The organism is Pseudovibrio sp. Tun.PSC04-5.I4 (assembly GCF_900104145.1).
GTDB lineage: Bacteria > Pseudomonadota > Alphaproteobacteria > Rhizobiales > Stappiaceae > Pseudovibrio.
This window is the reverse complement of the sequence record NZ_FNLB01000006.1, coordinates 1,567,725-1,584,605: the sequence shown is the minus strand read 5'-3', so window position 1 is coordinate 1,584,605 and position 16,881 is coordinate 1,567,725. Positions and strand designations below refer to the sequence as shown.

Sequence of the window (16,881 nt, the reverse complement as noted above, 5' to 3'; positions counted from 1 at the left end):
GCCTGACCAGAGTTATGCGATAAAATTGATTGCGTAAGATCGTCGCAGTGGTTTTGCGCCAAAGGATCTCCCTTGTCTTTTTGCGCTGTGTTTGTTGGTTGAGCATTAAAAAAATGAGATTGTTCTTGGCAAATCAATGCTGGTCGCTTAGAGCATCCTAAAGAATTTGACCTAATCTAAAAGAAAAAGAACACGAGTATATGCCGTCTTTTGAAAACACACATCGGGTAAGACACAGCGCCGGAGATATGTTTGATCTTGTGGCTGATGTGGAGCAATACCCTCAGTTTGTTCCTCTTTGTCAGGCTTTACGCGTTCGTGGCCGTAAGCAAATTGATGGAAATCGTGAATTGTTAATTGCTGACATGACGGTTGCTTATAAAGTTTTTAAAGAAACATTTGCGAGCCGGGTCACGTTGGACCGCGAGGCGAATACGATATTGGTCGAGTATCTGGACGGGCCTTTTCGCCACCTGGAAAATACCTGGAGCTTTAAGGCCGTTAATGAGACGGACTGTGATGTAAGTTTTTACATCAATTATGAATTTAAGAGCCGGACACTTGGCACCGTAATGGGCGCTATGTTTGATCGGGCGTTCCGTAAGTTTTCAGTTGCCTTTGAAACCAGAGCCGACAAAATCTACGGTATTACCTAAGGCAGGTCGTGTGTGAGTGAAATTTCCCTGAGACCTGCTTATCGTTTTATGCTCCCTGGACTACCTCGTCGCTTTGTACTCGCGCTGGAAAGCCAACGGCCTCTACTTATTATCTCTGTCGTTTAGAAACTGACTTAAGCGGGAGCCTTTGGGTTTAAAGGTTCTGCTGAGTTCTGCTTCGGCTTCTTCTGCGGTGAGGCCATTGCGTAGGATAAAAGTGCGACGGATAGCTTGAAAGCGACTGGTGACCTCTCTGCTTGGATCTCCTTGCTCCATCGTTTCTTCAAGTGAGGCGTAGATGCCGACATCTTGCAGGCTCACTTGTTCGGTTGGTTGTTTGCACGTAACAATCCAGCCATACCCTTGATTAACCTCCAGCCTTATTGAGCGGCCAAGGCTTTTTTCCCATTTGGTCCATGCGACGGAAAAGGGGCGGACCCAGTAAGATGTGCCACAAAGGCGGAGTTCTTTATATCCGACACGAGGCACGCGCTGTACCTCATGGGATCCTATAAATTCGTCATCTACACCTCGGGAAATCAGAAAAACATCCGATGCCGCAAATGCCGAAGTGCTGATGCTCATACTCAAAAGGAAGCTTGCTAGAAATCTCATCGGTATTCCTATGGAAAGTTGAGTTAAATTCTAACGAAGTTCCCATTGAAAGTCTTAAGGTGTTATCCGCGCGCTATGCAATTTAACCGGGAAGGTTAATTTTTATTAATTGTTTTCTATAAAATTCTCCAGAATTTCGAGAGCTTGTACCAGAGCCTGATACCGAATGCCGTCGCGTCCTGTGTTCTCAAAGAGGCACTGGATATGACCTGTTTCCTTGTCGTCTGCAGAAAACCCGAAGTGGACAAGTCCTACGGGTTTGTCCTTGGTTCCGCCATCCGGCCCAGCAATGCCGGTGATGGAAATGGCAACATCCGCGTTGGAACAGAAATGAGCGCCGCTTGCCATGGCTTTGGCAACTTCGCTGCTTACAGCGCCGTAGCTCATAAGCAGATCGATAGGGACGCCTATCATCTCATGCTTGGCCTCATTGGAATAGGTGACAAAGCCACGATCAAACACGGCTGAGGAACCTGGAACTTCTGTCAAAAGGCCAGCGAGCAAGCCGCCCGTGCAGCTTTCTGCCGTCGCGATTTTGATTTCCCGCTCTGCAAACAGAGAGATAAGAATACGTGCTCTTTCCTTAAGGCTGAGGATGTCGGTCATGTTTTCTCTCCTTTGTCTGTGTGCGAGGTTCAATCACCAAATGGGAGGCGAATGGTGGCACATGCTTGTGCAGCGATACCTTCACTGCGACCGGTGAAACCGAGCTTTTCAGAGGTAGTGGCTTTTACGGCCACTCTGCTCAGCGGTAAGTCGCAGATTTCAGCGATTTGCTTGCGCATGTCGTCTCTGTGTGGGCCGATCTTGGGCGCTTCGCAAATCACCGTTAAGTCCAAGTGTGCGACCATACCACCGCGTTTGTGAACTCGGTCTATTGCGTATTTTAAAAATTGGTCAGAGGCTGCGCCTTTCCACTTCATATCAGAGGGTGGGAAATGGGAGCCGATGTCGCCATCTGCCAATGCGCCGAAGATGGCATCTGTGAGCGCGTGCAGAGCAACATCTGCATCTGAATGGCCTTTAAGCTTTTGAGTGTGCGCAATGGAAATGCCGCCAAGGATGACTGCGTTACCGTCTTCAAACGCGTGAACGTCAAAGCCTGTTCCAACCCGAATGTCGCCAAGGTCTGCGAGCGTTTTCATGGCGATTTGTTCCTGTGCGTTTTTCATATCATCTAATGTGGTGAGTTTGATGTTCTGTGGGTCACCTGTGGTGAGGGTGACTGCCTTGCCTTGCCATTCTATGAGGGCCGTATCATCGGTGAAGTTGTCGATGTTCTGATCAATCGCGGCTTTGTGAGTTTCCAGGATAAGCGCATAGGGAAAGCCTTGCGGGGTTTGAGCGGACCACAGGTTTGTGCGGTCTACGGTTTCCAAAACCTTATGATTGGCGCCTGCGCGCTTGAGTGTATCGGCCACCTGAACTGCTGGCAGGACGGCCTGCGCACCGGCTTTGAGCGCGGCGATGGCCTCTTCAATCACGGAAGGGCTGACGAAGGGCCGGGCGGCATCATGGATGAGGACGTAGTCCGGTTGGTGCTGTTGCAGTGCTTTGAGGCCACTGGCAACGGACGCCTGACGTGTTGCGCCGCCTGTGACAGGAGCTAGTACTTTTGAGCTTGTGAGGGATCTGGTTGCTGCGGCGTAGGTGTCGCCATCATCTGCATGGATGACCGGGAGGACCAGATCAATATCTGAGGGCGTCAAAATTGCCTCCAGTGTTCTCAGCAGCACTGTTTTTCCGCCAAGGTCGCGATATTGCTTTGGGCTGCTATCTGTTTGCGTTGACATGCGGGAGCCGCGGCCCGCTGCAACGATGATGCATGCAATTTTGGGTTTTGACTGCAAAACTGTACCGCCTGGTTTGCGCAGTCCGTCTTTAAGGTAAGTGCCTCAATGCCCTGCGTCTATACTTCACTCTTAGAGATGGTTTTGCGCGATTTGGCGGAGAAGCTCAACACCCCAATGGCATCCTTGGAATATTCCCTTGCCTAAAATTTTAGTTTGGTTAGAATATGTGCAACTTCACACGATGCTTATCAATTGTGCAATTGTTGGTCTTTAAGAAATATGCGTTATGCTTACGATAGGTAATATCCCCCTTAAAAACAAAGTCATCCTCGCTCCAATGTCCGGAATTTCGGATCTTCCGTTCCGTCGTGTTGCCTTGCAATACGGTGTTGGACTGGTGGTGAGCGAAATGGTTGCCAGTGAATCTCTGTGTTCCAGCCACCCTGAAGCGCTGATGCGTGCGGACGGTGAGGGGATTGATACTCACATCGTTCAGCTGGCGGGCAGAGAGACACGCTGGATGAGCAAAGGCGCTTCCATGGCGGAACAGGCCGGTGCGGATGTTATTGACATCAACATGGGGTGCCCTGCCAAAAAAGTGACCTCTGGCTATTCCGGATCTGCTTTGATGAAGAACCTGGACCATGCGATGACACTGGTTGAAGTGGCGCTGGACGCCGTTTCTGTTCCCGTCACCTTGAAAATGCGTCTTGGGTGGGATGAGAGTTCCATCAACGCACCGGAACTTGCCAAGCGCGCCGTTGATGCGGGGGTCAAGATGATCACCGTGCATGGGCGCACGCGTTCTCAGTTTTACAAGGGCAAAGCCGATTGGCGTGCCATCCGGCAAGTGCGTGATGTGATTGATGTGCCATTGGTTGCCAACGGGGATTGTTGCACCTTTGAGGATGCAGATGAGATGCTGGCCCAATCCGGTGCTGATCTGGTGATGGTTGGGCGCGGATCTTACGGGCGGCCATGGATGCCGGGGCATATTGCGCATTACCTTGAGACGGGTGAAAAACGGCCTGATCCGCATGGCGAGGAGCTGGCAGATCTGGTTGTTGGGCACTACGACGCCATGGTGGAGCATTATGGCTTTGAGATTGGTGTGAGATCCTTCCGCAAGCACATAGGCTGGTATCTGGAGGCCAATGGATCGCTGGCGGATGCGCCGCAAGGGTTCATGAGAGGTTTGATGACCAGTCTGGATAAGGACCATGTGAGGGGTGCCTTGCATGACTGGTTTATAAAAATACCAATGAGGAGTGCTGCTTAATGTTGGAGATGGGAGGAGACACTCTGACGAAAGCCGGTAACGCTCTGGCTGACGGTGTGCAGGGGCAATCGGTTTTGGACTCGCTGCCGCATCCTGTCATTGTTGTTGGTGATGACGATAAGATTATTGGGGCGAACAGCGCGGCGGAAGGTTTTCTTCATGCCAGCCTTTCTGTTCTGAAGCGCCGTGAAGTGTCATGGTTCGTCCCGTTTGGAAGCCCGCTGCTTTCGCTTATTGCGCAGGTGCGTGAGCGCGGCGGTCCGGTCAACGAATACAAGGTGGATATTGGCTCTCCGCGCATCGGGCAGGAGAAGCTGGTTGATATTCATGCCTCTCCCCTAAATGAGGCTCCAGGCGGTGTTGTATTGCTGTTTCAGGAGCGCAATATGGCGGAAAAACTGGACAAACAGCTGACCAGCCGCGGCGCGGCGCGTACCGTCACTGGCCTTGCTGCCATGCTGGCGCACGAGATTAAAAATCCGCTCTCCGGTATTCGCGGTGCAGCACAGCTGCTTGAGCAATCAGCCAGTGAAGAGGATCGCCAGCTCACCCGCCTTATTACAGATGAGACGGACCGGATTGTGAGGTTGGTTGATCGCATGGAAGTGTTTTCCGATGAGCGGCCAATCGATCGCGCCCCAGTGAATATCCATGTGGTTCTGGATCATGTGAAACGGGGGGCGATGAACGGCTTTGCCTCCGGTATCCGGATTGTTGAAGATTATGACCCCTCTTTGCCACCTGTTTTTGCCAACCGGGATCAGTTGGTGCAGGTGTTCATCAATCTCATCAAAAACGCTTGTGAGGCTTTGACTGGCGTACATGAACCGGAAATCGTTGTGTCTACAGCGTTCCGGCCCGGCGTTCGCCTCTCTGTGCCCGGCGCTCAGAAGCGGGTAAGTCTGCCGCTTGAGTTTTGTGTGCGCGATAACGGGCATGGTGTGCCGGAAGATTTACGACAACACCTTTTTGATCCCTTCATCACGACAAAAACGAACGGAACAGGTCTTGGACTGGCACTGGTTGCCAAAATCGTGGGAGACCATGGCGGCGTGGTGGAATGTGAGAGCGGCAATCGCGGCACCACGTTCCGCATATTAATGCCTGCCTTTACGGGGCCTGATATTAATTTTGGAATTGAGGACTAAGTGTATGCCGAGTGGAACTATTTTAGTTGCTGACGACGATTCTGCGATCCGTACCGTTCTCAATCAAGCTTTGTCTCGTGCTGGCTACACCGTACGCCTCACTTCTAACGCCACCACGCTGTGGCGCTGGGTGAGTAATGGGGAAGGGGATCTGGTGATCTCTGACGTTGTGATGCCCGATGAGAACGCATTTGATGTGTTGCCGCGCATTCGCAAGCTGCGCCCGGAATTGCCCGTCATCATCATGAGTGCGCAAAACACGTTCATGACGGCGATAAAAGCCTCTGAGCAAGGTGCCTATGAATATCTGCCCAAGCCGTTTGACCTGAAAGAGCTGATCAGCATTGTTGGCCGTGCACTGGCTGAACCTAAGGGGCGTAAGTTTGATATGGCCAGTGAGGGGAATGATAATATTCCGCTGATTGGTCGCTCTCCGGCGATGCAAGACATCTACCGCATACTTGCCCGTTTGATGCAGACGGATCTGACCGTCATGATCAACGGTGAGAGCGGGACGGGTAAAGAGCTGGTCGCCCGTGCGCTGCATGATTACGGGAAGCGTCGCAACGGCCCGTTTGTTGCTGTGAACATGGCTGCTATTCCCAAAGACTTGATTGAATCTGAGCTGTTCGGGCATGAGAAAGGCTCGTTCACCGGTGCTCAGGCGCGGTCATCTGGTCGGTTCGAGCAGGCGGATGGCGGGACGTTGCTGCTGGATGAAATTGGCGATATGCCGATGGAAGCGCAAACACGGTTGCTGCGCGTGCTTCAGCAGGGAGAGTACACCAGCGTTGGCGGGCGTACGCCGATCCAGACGGATGTGCGTATTGTAGCGGCAACGAACAAAGACCTGCGCCAGCTCATCAATCAGGGGCTGTTCCGTGAGGATTTGTATTTCCGTTTGAACGTGGTGCCGATCCGCCTCCCACCTTTGCGGGAACGGACCGAGGATATTCCAGATCTGGTGCGTCACTTCTTCTCCATCGCGGAGAGTGAGGGGCTGCCGTCCAAGCAAATGGAAGTGGCTGCGCTGGATAAGCTGCGCCGTTATCGCTGGCCGGGCAACGTGCGTGAACTGGAAAACCTCGTACGTAGGCTGGCAGCGCTTTACCCACAGGATGATATTACGGCAAGCCTTATTGATCTTGAGTTGTCTCAGCCTTCGCTTGTCGTTAGTGAAGATGATGTTCCAGCGGCTCATGACCTGAGTGGTTCTGTGGAGCGGTTCCTTGGTGATTACTTTGGTGAGTTCGGGGAGGAGTTGCCACCTCCGGGGCTCTATCACCGTATCTTGCGTGAGGTGGAATACCCGCTGATCAGTGCGGTTCTGGCCGCGACCAGAGGCAATCAGATCAAAGCTGCTGAACTGCTTGGAGTGAACCGAAACACACTGCGCAAGAAAATCCGCGATCTGGATGTGCAGGTGATCCGCAGCTCCAGATAATGGTTTCTCTGGATTGTTGAGTATTGAAATGGCGCCTTAGATGGCGCCATTTTGCGTTTCAGGGTTGAAAGCTACAAATATCAGGTGCAATTTCATCTTATAAATAATCATAAAATATTCCATAATCATCATGGTTAGGAGTTTTCTAATTGTTCCTATTACGCAAGGTGCCTTACACTCACATCTTGCGTTTCGCTTTGCTTTTGAGGGAGTGCCTAACATGCGCAGAATTGGGGCCTTAATCTTTCCTGGGTTTGAGTTGCTTGATCTCTTTGGCCCTATGGAAATGTTTGGGGTGCTTGGAACCAAGTTTGAGCTGAACCTTGTGGCTGAGACAGTTGGATTAGTCTCCAGTCACCAAGGCCTGTTGGTCCATGCGGATAAATCGACGCTAGATACTGCGCGTTATGATGTGCTGTTTGTTCCGGGAGGGGCAGGCACTCGCCGGGAAGTCAAGAATAGCCGTCTGCTGGGTTGGATCGCAGAAGCTTCAGCCAATGCTGAGTATACGCTCAGTGTTTGTACTGGCAGTGCGCTTTTAGCTAAAGCTGGTGTCCTTGATGGTCGCCGGGCCACTACAAATAAAGCGGCTTTTTCATGGGTAGAGAGCATGGGGCCGAATGTTCATTGGCAACGAAAGGCGCGCTGGGTGGAAGATGGCGCTTTCATTACCTCCTCCGGTGTTTCAGCGGGCATGGATATGGCTCTTGGAGCAATCTCGATCATGCATGGGGTTGATACCGCGGAGGGAGTGGCGACCTACTGCGAGTATTGCTGGCAAAAAGACCGTACTGAGGATCCATTCGCCTAGGGTTTGGTCTTGCTATAAATCATTCAAGATGATGGAGAGTGTTATTTCTCTGCGGTCAGTTGTGTGATTGCTCCTTCTGGAAACAATCGAGTTAGCAGGCCTGTATGGCTTTAAGAATGCGAGTAGCATGCTTTTAAAGTGGAACCGTGCGTAGGGTTTTCCCCACCAAGAGTGTGACTAATAAAACCCATTGTCGCATTTTGGCAACATTCTATGTTAATAGTCTGTGTTCAAATTTACTAAGGCAGTCTGATTTTACTTTAGGAACAGTCAAGCGGCTTTAGCGTTTAGTGTCATGCATATTCCTTTTTGAAAACCTCAAGGCACTTGGAGGGGGATGCGCTTTAAAGGTCTCGCAGGTTCGCGTTTCATGATTTTCAAATCAAAAACAGAAGAAGATACTCGAAAACTTGACGCAAAAGGTCGCAAATCCAGAATGTTTGGATTGGCAGCGGTTATTCTGGCGCTGTGTTCCATTGGGGTTTCCTTTCTTGTTTTGATGGGGGTGACGCCAATTGTGCCCTCTGAGCGGGTGGTTTACATCGCGCTTGGCATCAATGGCGGGTTGGTTTTCCTTCTTATCGGTCTCATTATTGTCGAGCTGGTGAAGCTTTTGCAGGCGCGGCGCCGTGGGCGTGCTGCTGCCCGGCTTCATGTGCGCATCGTGACGATGTTCTCGCTTGTTGCGGCCCTGCCAGCTTTTATTGTGGCTGTAGTGGCGACAATCACGCTGGATCAGGGGTTGGACCGTTGGTTTGAAGCGCGGACACGTCAAATCATCACCAATGCACAATCGGTTGCAGCAGCCTATGTTCAAGAACACGGCAACTCCCTTCGTTCTACGCTGATTGGTATGTCCAGTGACGTGGACCTCAACCGTAATTCCTACTTTTATGATCCAACACGATTTGATCGGTTCTTTGAGACGCAGACATGGGTTCGTGGCTTGCTTGGGGCGTATGTTCTGAAAAAAGACGGCACCGTGGTTATGAAGGTGCTGCGTGATCCGAATGTGGAGCCTTTGCTGCCGCCTGCTGTTGCTATGAACCAGGCAGGAGAGGGAGCTCCTGTGCTGATTGCACCGGGGGTTTCCAACCTTGTTGGCGGTGTGATGAAGCTTTCTGCCTATGAGGATCTGTACCTTTATGTGACGCGGGCACTCGATCCGCGCGTGATTGAATATCAACGACTGGCCGAGTCCGGTGTCAATGAATATGCTGAGTTGGAAAGCCGCCGCTTTGGCGTCCAACTGGCCTTTGCGCTTGTGTATGTGGGCGTTGCGCTGGTGCTGTTGCTGTCGTCCATCTGGGTTGGGTTTGGATTTGCGAACCAACTGGTTTTGCCCATCCGCAATCTTATTGGGGCGGCAGATCAGGTCTCAAAGGGCAACTACTATGTTGAGGTTGAGGCGGACAAAGCCAGCGGTGATCTCGAGAACCTTGGGCGGACCTTTAACAATATGACGGGTCAGCTGCGCGGGCAACGTGATGCTTTGCTTGCTGCCAATGATCAGATTGACCGCCGCCGCCGCTTTAGTGAAGCGGTGCTCGAAGGGGTGTCTTCCGGCGTCATCGGTATTGATGACGGGGGGGATGTGACCATGGTTAACCGCTCAGCAAAGCGGTTGCTTGGTCAGGACGAAGAGGAGCTTTTGGAAAAGCCAATCTTCGATAATATTCCTGAGGTGGAAGAGGTTGTTACTAAGGCTCTGGTCAAGAGTATAGATGGCTCTCAGGTGGCACAGGTCTCATTAATGCGCAATGGTCGTGAGCGCACTGTGAATGTGCGTGTGACGACTGAGGAAGCGACCCGTTCTGAGCATGGGTTTGTGGTGACACTGGATGACATTACCGACCTTGTGGCCGCGCAGAGAAATTCTGCATGGGCGGATGTTGCGCGCCGTATTGCGCATGAGATCAAAAATCCGCTGACGCCAATTCAGCTTTCGGCAGAGCGTGTTCGCCGTCGTTATGGCAAGCGGATTGAAGAAGATGACCGCAAGGTGTTTGATCAGTGCGTGGACACAATCATTCGTCAGGTGGGCGATATAGGGCGCATGGTGGATGAATTCTCCTCCTTTGCCCGCATGCCAAAACCAAAGATGGCCTCTGCTGATCTGCGCTCTGTGGTTCGGGAATCTGCGTTCATGATATCGGTTACCAATTCGCAGGTCCATTTTGAAACGGATGTGCCGCAAGAGCCGGTACAGGCAACGTTTGATAGCCGTCTTGTGGGGCAGGCTGTCGGCAATGTGATTAAGAACGCGTCGGAGGCTGTTGAGGCTTATCTGGCGAAGGAGGACAGCCCTGAGAAGGGCAATGTTCTTGTGAAGCTTTATTCGGAGGGTCTGGTCCATACGATTGACGTGATCGATAATGGTATTGGCCTTCCAACCGAGCACCGTACACGGCTTTTAGAGCCTTACATGACCACCCGTGAAAAGGGCACTGGTCTTGGGCTCGCGATTGTACGGAAAATTATGGAAGATCACGGAGGGGGTATTGAATTGCTTGATGCACCGTCCGTTGCTGACGGGGGACATGGGGCCATGGTTCGGCTGACGTTGCGTAGTGTTGAAGATCCTTCCTTAGATGAAATTCAAACCAAAGAAATGGTGGTGAAAAGCCATGGCAAGTGACATTCTGATCGTTGATGATGAAGCGGATATTCGTGAGCTGGTCGCCGGTATTTTGGAGGACGATGGCTACAATACCCGGACCGCGGGGGATAGTGATGCGGCGTTGGCTGCTATTGCTGACCGGCGGCCCTCTCTTCTTGTTCTTGATATCTGGTTGATGGGCAGCAAGCTCGATGGGCTTGAGATTCTTGAGGTCATCAATAAAGAAAACCCCAATTTGCCTGTCGTGATTATTTCAGGTCACGGCAACGTGGAAACTGCTGTTTCTGCGATCAAAAAAGGGGCTTACGATTATATCGAAAAGCCGTTTAAGGCCGATAAGCTGGTTCTGACAATCGAGCGTGCTCTGGAAGCTTCTTCCATGAAGCGTGAGATTAAGGAGCTGAAACAGCGGGCAGGGGATGTTTCCAATCTGGTGGGCAGTTCATCTTCCATCAACAACCTGCGCCTGACGATTGAACGGATTTGCCTGACCAACAGCCGTGTGATGATCACCGGACCGTCCGGTTCTGGTAAAGAGTTGGTGGCGCGGACCATTCATGAGGCCTCTCCACGGTCTAAATCACCTTTTGTGGTGCTTTCAGCGGCGAATATTACGCCTGAGCGCATGGAAGAAGAGCTGTTTGGCATTGAGGAGACGGATACGTCTTCGCGTAAAGTGGGTGCTCTTGAAGAGGCTCATGCAGGCACGATCTATCTTGATGAGATCGCCGATATGCCCTTGGAAACGCAGAACAAGATCCTGCGAGTTCTGGTGGACCAGACGTTCACCCGTTTGGGCGGGCATAACAAGGTGAAGGTGGATGTGCGCATCCTGTCTTCAAGCGCCTGTAATCTGGAAAACCGCATTGCGGAAGGTTTGTTCCGGGAAGATCTGTACCACCGTCTTGCAGTGGTGCCTTTGCGGGTGCCGGCTCTGGAAGAGCGCCGCGAAGATATTCCGCAACTGATTCACTTCTTCATGAAGCAAATTTCCACTGCGACTGGCTTGCCAATGCGCCGGATTGGTGAAGATGCAATGGCCGTGCTGCAAACCCATGACTGGCCGGGGAACCTTCGCCAATTGCGCAACAATGTTGAGCGATTGATGATCCTGACGCGGGCTGATCCTGAAGCTGTGATTACAGCTGATCTTCTGCCTGCTGAGGTTGCCTCTACCGTGCCAAGTATGCCGGGGTCTAATGGTGGTGAAGAACTGATGTCCTTGCCACTTCGTGAAGCTCGGGAGCAGTTTGAGAGGGAATATCTGCAAGCGCAGGTTAAGCGCTTTGGCGGGAATATCTCGCGGACCTCTGAATATATTGGTATGGAACGGTCAGCATTGCACCGAAAGCTCAAGTCCCTTGGTCTCACCTAAGTGGTGATGGATCAGGATGTTCGAGCAAAGGACTGAAGTATGAAGGTTGTAATTTGTGGCGCCGGTCAGGTTGGCTACGGTATTGCGGAAAAGCTTGCAGCAGAGCAAAACGATGTCTCTGTGATTGATACGAGCCCGCAGCTGGTTCATGCCATTCGTGATACGCTGGATGTGCGCGGCTTTATTGGCCATGGCGCACACCCGGATGTGCTTGCGCAGGCCGGAGCTGATCAGGCAGACATGATCATTGCAGTGACTTTGTATGACGAGGTCAACATGGTGGCCTGTCAGGTGGCACACTCGTTGTTCAACGTGCCGATCAAAGTCTCGCGTGTGCGTGCGCAGAGCTATTTGCAGCCGCATTACCGCAACCTGTTTTCTCGCGATAATATGCCGATTGACGTGATTATTTCTCCCGAAATTGAAGTGGGTGAAATGATTTTGCGCCGGTTGTCTTTGCCTGGTGCGATGGAAACCGTACGCTTTGCCGATGATCATATGGTGATTGTTGGGATTGACTGCGGTACTGATTGCCCTGTGCTGGACACGCCTTTGCGCCAGTTGACTGAGCTGTTTCCGGATCTGTCTTCAGTGGTTGTTGGTATTGCTCGTGATGGTAAGGTCTTTGTTCCGCACAGCTCTGATATGATGCGAGAGGGGGATCTCGTGTATGTGTGTTGTAACCGGGATCAGGTTCGCCGGACGCTTGGCATCTTTGGTCACGAGGAGCCTGAGGCGCGCCGTGTGCTTATTGCTGGTGGCGGTAACATCGGGGCGTATGTGGCGCGGCGTCTTGAAGGCAAACAGACAAAGACCAAAGTAAAAATCATTGAACATTCTCGGGATCGGGCCATTCGCATTGCCGATGAGCTGCGCCGGACTGTTGTGTTGCATGGTTCTGCGCTGGATCAGGTGATGCTCCGAGAGGCGGATGTTGAAGACGCAGATATGATGGTGGCACTCACCAACGAGGACGAGGTGAACATTCTCTCCTGTGTGATGGCCAAGAAAATGGGTTGTGAGCGCAACTTGTCATTGCTGAACAACTCCAGTTACCCCGCTTTTGCCCATGCTTTGGGTATTGACGCGTTTGTGAACCCGCGTCAGGTGACCATTTCCAAGATTTTGCAGCATGTGCGCCGTGGCCGTATCCGGGCCGTTCATGCCTTGCAAAACGGAGCTGCTGAGGTGATTGAAGCGGAAGCGCTGGATACATCTCCTCTGGTTGGGCGCCCTTTACGTGAAGTGGAGCTGGCTGAGGGCATCCGCATTGGTGGCATCTTGCGGGATGGTCAGGTTATCTCTCCACGAGGAGACGAGCGCATTCAGGCCCATGACCGGGTTGTGATCTTTGCTGTGGCCGATAAAGTGCGTCAGGTGGAGCAAATGTTCCGTGTCTCGCTGGAGTTCTTCTAGAATTATCCCTGAATCCGCAGGTTCTCTTTGATATTGTTGAGAAATGCCCCGTTGTAATCCCAAGGTGGCGCTTGCATGGCATAAGGAAAAACCGCTAACATTGGTTGTGATGAATTTCCAAGAATGGAGAGGCCGATGAGCCGCGTCGCCTATGTAAACGGACAATATGTGCCTCATTCTCGTGCCGCAGTGCATATTGAGGATCGGGGCTACCAGTTTTCTGACGGTATTTATGAAGTCTGTGAAGTCTGGAACAATAGCCTCGTCGACATGGGATCGCATCTGGATCGGTTCGACCGCTCCCTTCGGCAGCTGCAAATTCGTGCGCCGATGTCTCGTGGGGCGCTTGTGCGTGTCATGAAGGAAGTGATTGCGCTGAACCGCGTCAAAAACGGTTTGATCTATATGCAGGTAACACGCGGCGTTTCTCCACGCGATCATTATTTCCCGCCAAAAGACACGCCACCGTCTCTCGTTATGACTGCAAAGTCGGTTTCACGTTTAAAAAACGACCAAATTGCGGCGAGGGGGGTTGGTGTAATTACCGTTGAAGAGAATCGTTGGGATAGGGTTGATATTAAGAGTGTTGGTCTTTTACCTAATGTCCTTGCTAAACAAAAGGCTAAGGAATCAGGCGCTCGTGAAGCATGGTTTGTGGATAAGAATGGCCTGATTACTGAGGGTGGTTCAACGAATGCTTGGATAATCCTAAAGGACGGGACTTTGGTTACTCGGCCCGCTACCCACGGAATCTTAAAGGGAATTACCCGCGGCGTTCTGATGAAATTGGCGGAAACGAAAGGGTTTCATGTAGAAGAACGCGGTTTTTCTATTAGTGAGGCAAAACAGGCTCAGGAGGTATTTTTAACAAGTGCATCGGGTCTTGTCATGCCTGTAACGAAAATAAACGAAACAATTATGGGTGATGGAAAGCCGGGACCAATAGTTCAGGACTTAAGAAAATCATTCCATGAAGCGTCAGAGTTGATTAAACTGAATGTTGCCGGGGATTAATGCCTCTGGTGTTTGCTGATGGGTAATTTACAATTTGGGCGGTTCACCAAAAGGGTGGAGACATCTCTCTTGTATTTGTGAGTGTCGTTGGACCGTTTCGAGGATGGGAACAGTAAATGGTGGATGCCGCGGCCGCGTCCACTGAGAACAGGATAAAAATAGATATGGCTGACCGCGCTCAAAATCTTCAAGATACATTTTTAAATCACGTCAGGAAGCAGAAGACTCCACTGACCATTTTTTTGATCAATGGTGTAAAACTGCAAGGCGTAGTTACTTGGTTTGATAATTTCTGCGTATTATTGCGCCGTGACGGGCACTCCCAGCTCGTTTACAAACACGCTATCTCTACTATCATGCCAAATAGCCCTATACAGCTGTTTGAACCGGCTGACGAAGAAGGCGAAAAAGCAGGAGGCTGATGAAGCCCCAATCAAATAAAGAAGCCGGCCTGAATCGCAAGCAACGTGATGCGAACGTTGAGGCCGGCGAAGATGAGGTGACCCGGGGAACCCGGTCGCTCATCATCGTACCGATCATCAAAAGCCGTGCCCTCGCAAGAGGCAGGGGCGCTCCTGAGCGTCCTTTCGGGGCTGAGCGTAGTCCTGAGGCACGACTGGAAGAGGCTATCGGGCTTGCTGAGGCAATCGAGTTAGAGATTGTATCCTCAGCTTTGGTCCGATTGGCTGCAGTGAAACCTGGAAGTTTGTTTGGCTCTGGTAAGGTGGAAGAAATTCACCAGCAGATCGAAGCCGAAGAAATTGAACTGGTCGTTGTAGATCATCCCCTTACTCCTATCCAGCAGCGGAATCTCGAACGAGATTGGAACTGTAAAGTCATCGATCGGACGGGTCTCATTCTTGAGATCTTTGGCGAGCGCGCTCAAACGAAAGAAGGCCGGCTACAAGTCGAGGTTGCGCATCTTTCCTGGCAGAAGTCGCGTCTTGTTCGCTCATGGACACACCTTGAACGTCAGCGTGGCGGTCTTGGGTTTGTGGGCGGTCCGGGTGAAACCCAGATCGAGGCTGATCGACGGGTCATTCAGGATCGCATTACTTTGCTGAAGGGACACCTTGAGCAAGTTCAGCGGACCCGTAAGCTGCATCGTAAAGCACGTAAGAAAGTGCCGCATCCGGTGGTTGCCTTTGTTGGCTACACCAATGCGGGCAAGTCTACGTTGTTTAACCGCATGACTGATGCGGACGTGTTTGTTAAGGATCTGTTGTTTGCGACGCTGGATCCAACTCTGCGCAGTATCAAGCTGCCTCATGGCCGTGAGGTGATTCTTTCCGATACGGTTGGGTTTATCTCCGAGTTGCCGCACAATCTGGTTGCTGCCTTCCGGGCGACGCTGGAAGAGGTCATTCAGGCTGATATCGTGCTTCATGTGCGCGATATTGCTCATGAAGATACCAAGGCTCAGTCTCAGGATGTGAATGAGACTTTGGAACTGCTTGGGCTGAAAGTTTCTGAAAGCGATCGTGTTATTGAGATCTATAACAAGATCGACCTGCTTGAAGAGACGCACCGGGCTAAATTGCTGGAAAGCAATTCTGCGCAAGAGGGGCCGATTGCCCTTTCTGCGGTGACTGGTGAGGGTGTTGCGGACCTTGTAAAGCGCATTGAAGCGCGTTTGGCCGAGCAACTCGATACGGTGAGTATGGTGTTGCCGCACAGTGAAGGCGAGGGGCATGCGTGGCTCTACCAGAACTGTGAGATTCTATCGCGGACGGAATCCGAGGACGGCATCCGCCTGGATGTTCGTGTTCCTGATGCACATCGCTCACGAGTACGAGACCGGTTTGCAAAGTACTTTGTGACAGGTCTGGAACTCCCGGAAGAACCTCCAGTCGAGGACGACAACGGCTACTCGCCGATCTGATCGTTTGACTGGACTAAATAACATGAAAGCCCTGCTCGTTGGAGTGGGGCTTTTTTGTTTGAGGTGGTTATTGGATGCGTTCAATTGGGCTGTTCACTGGTGAGATTTAAACTAAAAATATACTCTTCGCCAAAAGATGTAAGAGCAAAGCCTATCCGTCCAAAAGTGCTTAGTGGGCGGACAAAACCAAAGCGTATGAGCATGTTTAATGCGTCAGAAAGTTCCTCAATGCTGCTGTAGTACTCCTTAAAGTATTTTTCGAATTGATCATCTGAAGTCATGCCTGCTTTGTTGAAATCTTTATTTTGTAAATTCCTTTTGAGTAGCGCGATTATTTTAATTTGGGATTGAGTGAGGGTGGCGGTAATGTCTGTGAATTCGTTGATCTTTGCTTCCTCGTAATCTGCGTCAAAAGCATGATCGAAAAAGTAGTCAGCAATTAACTTCAGCTTGGTTTTACCTGCTCCTTCGATTGCTGCTCGTCTTGCACGAAAAATGAATGAAACCAGGCGGTCTTCTTCTATAAACGAGTTTTCGTGGATTTTACCGTCGTGTAAGCTTTGGACTACTGCTTCATCGAGCTCTCTAAGCCTTTTCTGAAATAATTCCGAAATTTTGTCAGTTATTAAGGCGGAGGACCCTGCGGTAATGACTGAAGTAGCGCCCCATAGCACCTTGCATACTTCAAGTTTGGTTTTTAATAACTTGTAATCTTCAATGTTGTTAGCCATGGAGTTCTCCTTGCTTGGGTTTATTGGTGGCGCTTGGTCAAACAATTCTGACGTGGTTTTTTCCGTCAAAAATATTTGTATATGTGTACGTTGCTAC

The 16,881-nt window shown here is 51.1% G+C and carries 15 protein-coding genes; 11 read left to right on the top strand and 4 right to left on the bottom strand.

The annotated features are described in order from the left end of the window. Positions 1 to 200 precede the first annotated feature (200 nt). Positions 201 to 656 (top strand): type II toxin-antitoxin system RatA family toxin, encoded by a 456-nt coding sequence (locus tag BLS62_RS12400; protein ID WP_093181114.1) that lies wholly within the window; start codon positions 201 to 203, stop codon positions 654 to 656. A gap of 102 nt (positions 657 to 758) precedes the next feature. Here the strand turns inward: BLS62_RS12400 and BLS62_RS12395 are convergent, their stop codons facing one another. From BLS62_RS12395 to BLS62_RS12385, 3 genes are all read right to left on the bottom strand, one after another. Then, positions 759 to 1,271, bottom strand: a complete 513-nt coding sequence (locus BLS62_RS12395) for a hypothetical protein (protein WP_208990837.1) — start codon at positions 1,269 to 1,271, stop codon at positions 759 to 761. A gap of 105 nt (positions 1,272 to 1,376) precedes the next feature. After that, on the bottom strand, positions 1,377 to 1,877 hold the full coding sequence (locus BLS62_RS12390) for a CinA family protein (RefSeq protein WP_093181110.1): 501 nt from the start codon (positions 1,875 to 1,877) through the stop codon (positions 1,377 to 1,379). A 29-nt stretch (positions 1,878 to 1,906) separates the two neighbouring features. After that, on the bottom strand, positions 1,907 to 3,121 hold the full coding sequence (locus tag BLS62_RS12385; protein ID WP_093181107.1) for a bifunctional 2-C-methyl-D-erythritol 4-phosphate cytidylyltransferase/2-C-methyl-D-erythritol 2,4-cyclodiphosphate synthase: 1,215 nt from the start codon (positions 3,119 to 3,121) through the stop codon (positions 1,907 to 1,909). 229 nt (positions 3,122 to 3,350) lie between these two features. Between BLS62_RS12385 and dusB the strand changes: the two genes are divergently transcribed. The 10 genes from dusB (at position 3,351) to hflX (ending at position 16,053) form a co-directional block, all read left to right on the top strand. Further along, a complete protein-coding gene (gene dusB, locus BLS62_RS12380; RefSeq protein WP_093181104.1) occupies positions 3,351 to 4,343 on the top strand; it encodes a tRNA dihydrouridine synthase DusB in 993 nt (330 codons plus the stop codon). Between the two features lie 8 nt (positions 4,344 to 4,351). Further along, positions 4,352 to 5,491, top strand: coding sequence for a two-component system sensor histidine kinase NtrB (locus BLS62_RS12375; protein WP_093188859.1), 1,140 nt, complete (start codon positions 4,352 to 4,354; stop codon positions 5,489 to 5,491). A 4-nt stretch (positions 5,492 to 5,495) separates the two neighbouring features. Further along, positions 5,496 to 6,935 (top strand): nitrogen regulation protein NR(I), encoded by a 1,440-nt coding sequence (gene ntrC, locus BLS62_RS12370; protein ID WP_093181101.1) that lies wholly within the window; start codon positions 5,496 to 5,498, stop codon positions 6,933 to 6,935. 220 nt (positions 6,936 to 7,155) lie between these two features. After that, positions 7,156 to 7,746, top strand: coding sequence for a DJ-1/PfpI family protein (locus BLS62_RS12365; RefSeq protein WP_093181098.1), 591 nt, complete (start codon positions 7,156 to 7,158; stop codon positions 7,744 to 7,746). 370 nt (positions 7,747 to 8,116) lie between these two features. Then, entirely contained in the window at positions 8,117 to 10,384 is a 2,268-nt protein-coding gene (locus BLS62_RS12360; RefSeq protein ID WP_200798508.1) for a sensor histidine kinase NtrY-like, read from the top strand. Beyond that, positions 10,374 to 11,741: a nitrogen assimilation response regulator NtrX gene (locus BLS62_RS12355; RefSeq protein WP_093181095.1), complete on the top strand. Its 1,368-nt coding sequence runs from the start codon at positions 10,374 to 10,376 to the stop codon at positions 11,739 to 11,741. Before BLS62_RS12360 ends, BLS62_RS12355 begins: the two co-directional genes overlap by 11 nt. Positions 11,742 to 11,780: 39 nt before the next feature. Next, positions 11,781 to 13,157 (top strand): Trk system potassium transporter TrkA, encoded by a 1,377-nt coding sequence (gene trkA / locus BLS62_RS12350; protein WP_093181092.1) that lies wholly within the window; start codon positions 11,781 to 11,783, stop codon positions 13,155 to 13,157. Between the two features lie 135 nt (positions 13,158 to 13,292). After that, positions 13,293 to 14,171 carry a D-amino-acid transaminase gene (locus tag BLS62_RS12345; RefSeq protein WP_093181089.1) on the top strand — a complete coding sequence of 293 codons (879 nt, stop codon included), beginning with the start codon at positions 13,293 to 13,295 and terminating at the stop codon, positions 14,169 to 14,171. 164 nt (positions 14,172 to 14,335) lie between these two features. After that, positions 14,336 to 14,593 carry an RNA chaperone Hfq gene (hfq, locus tag BLS62_RS12340; RefSeq protein ID WP_093188848.1) on the top strand — a complete coding sequence of 86 codons (258 nt, stop codon included), beginning with the start codon at positions 14,336 to 14,338 and terminating at the stop codon, positions 14,591 to 14,593. Further along, positions 14,593 to 16,053 (top strand): GTPase HflX, encoded by a 1,461-nt coding sequence (gene hflX / locus BLS62_RS12335; RefSeq protein WP_093181086.1) that lies wholly within the window; start codon positions 14,593 to 14,595, stop codon positions 16,051 to 16,053. Before hfq ends, hflX begins: the two co-directional genes overlap by 1 nt. Before the next feature lie 80 nt (positions 16,054 to 16,133). On the opposite strand, the gene BLS62_RS12330 is transcribed toward hflX, so the two are convergent. Continuing rightward, a complete protein-coding gene (locus BLS62_RS12330; RefSeq protein ID WP_093181082.1) occupies positions 16,134 to 16,784 on the bottom strand; it encodes a hypothetical protein in 651 nt (216 codons plus the stop codon). Positions 16,785 to 16,881: the final 97 nt, after the last annotated feature.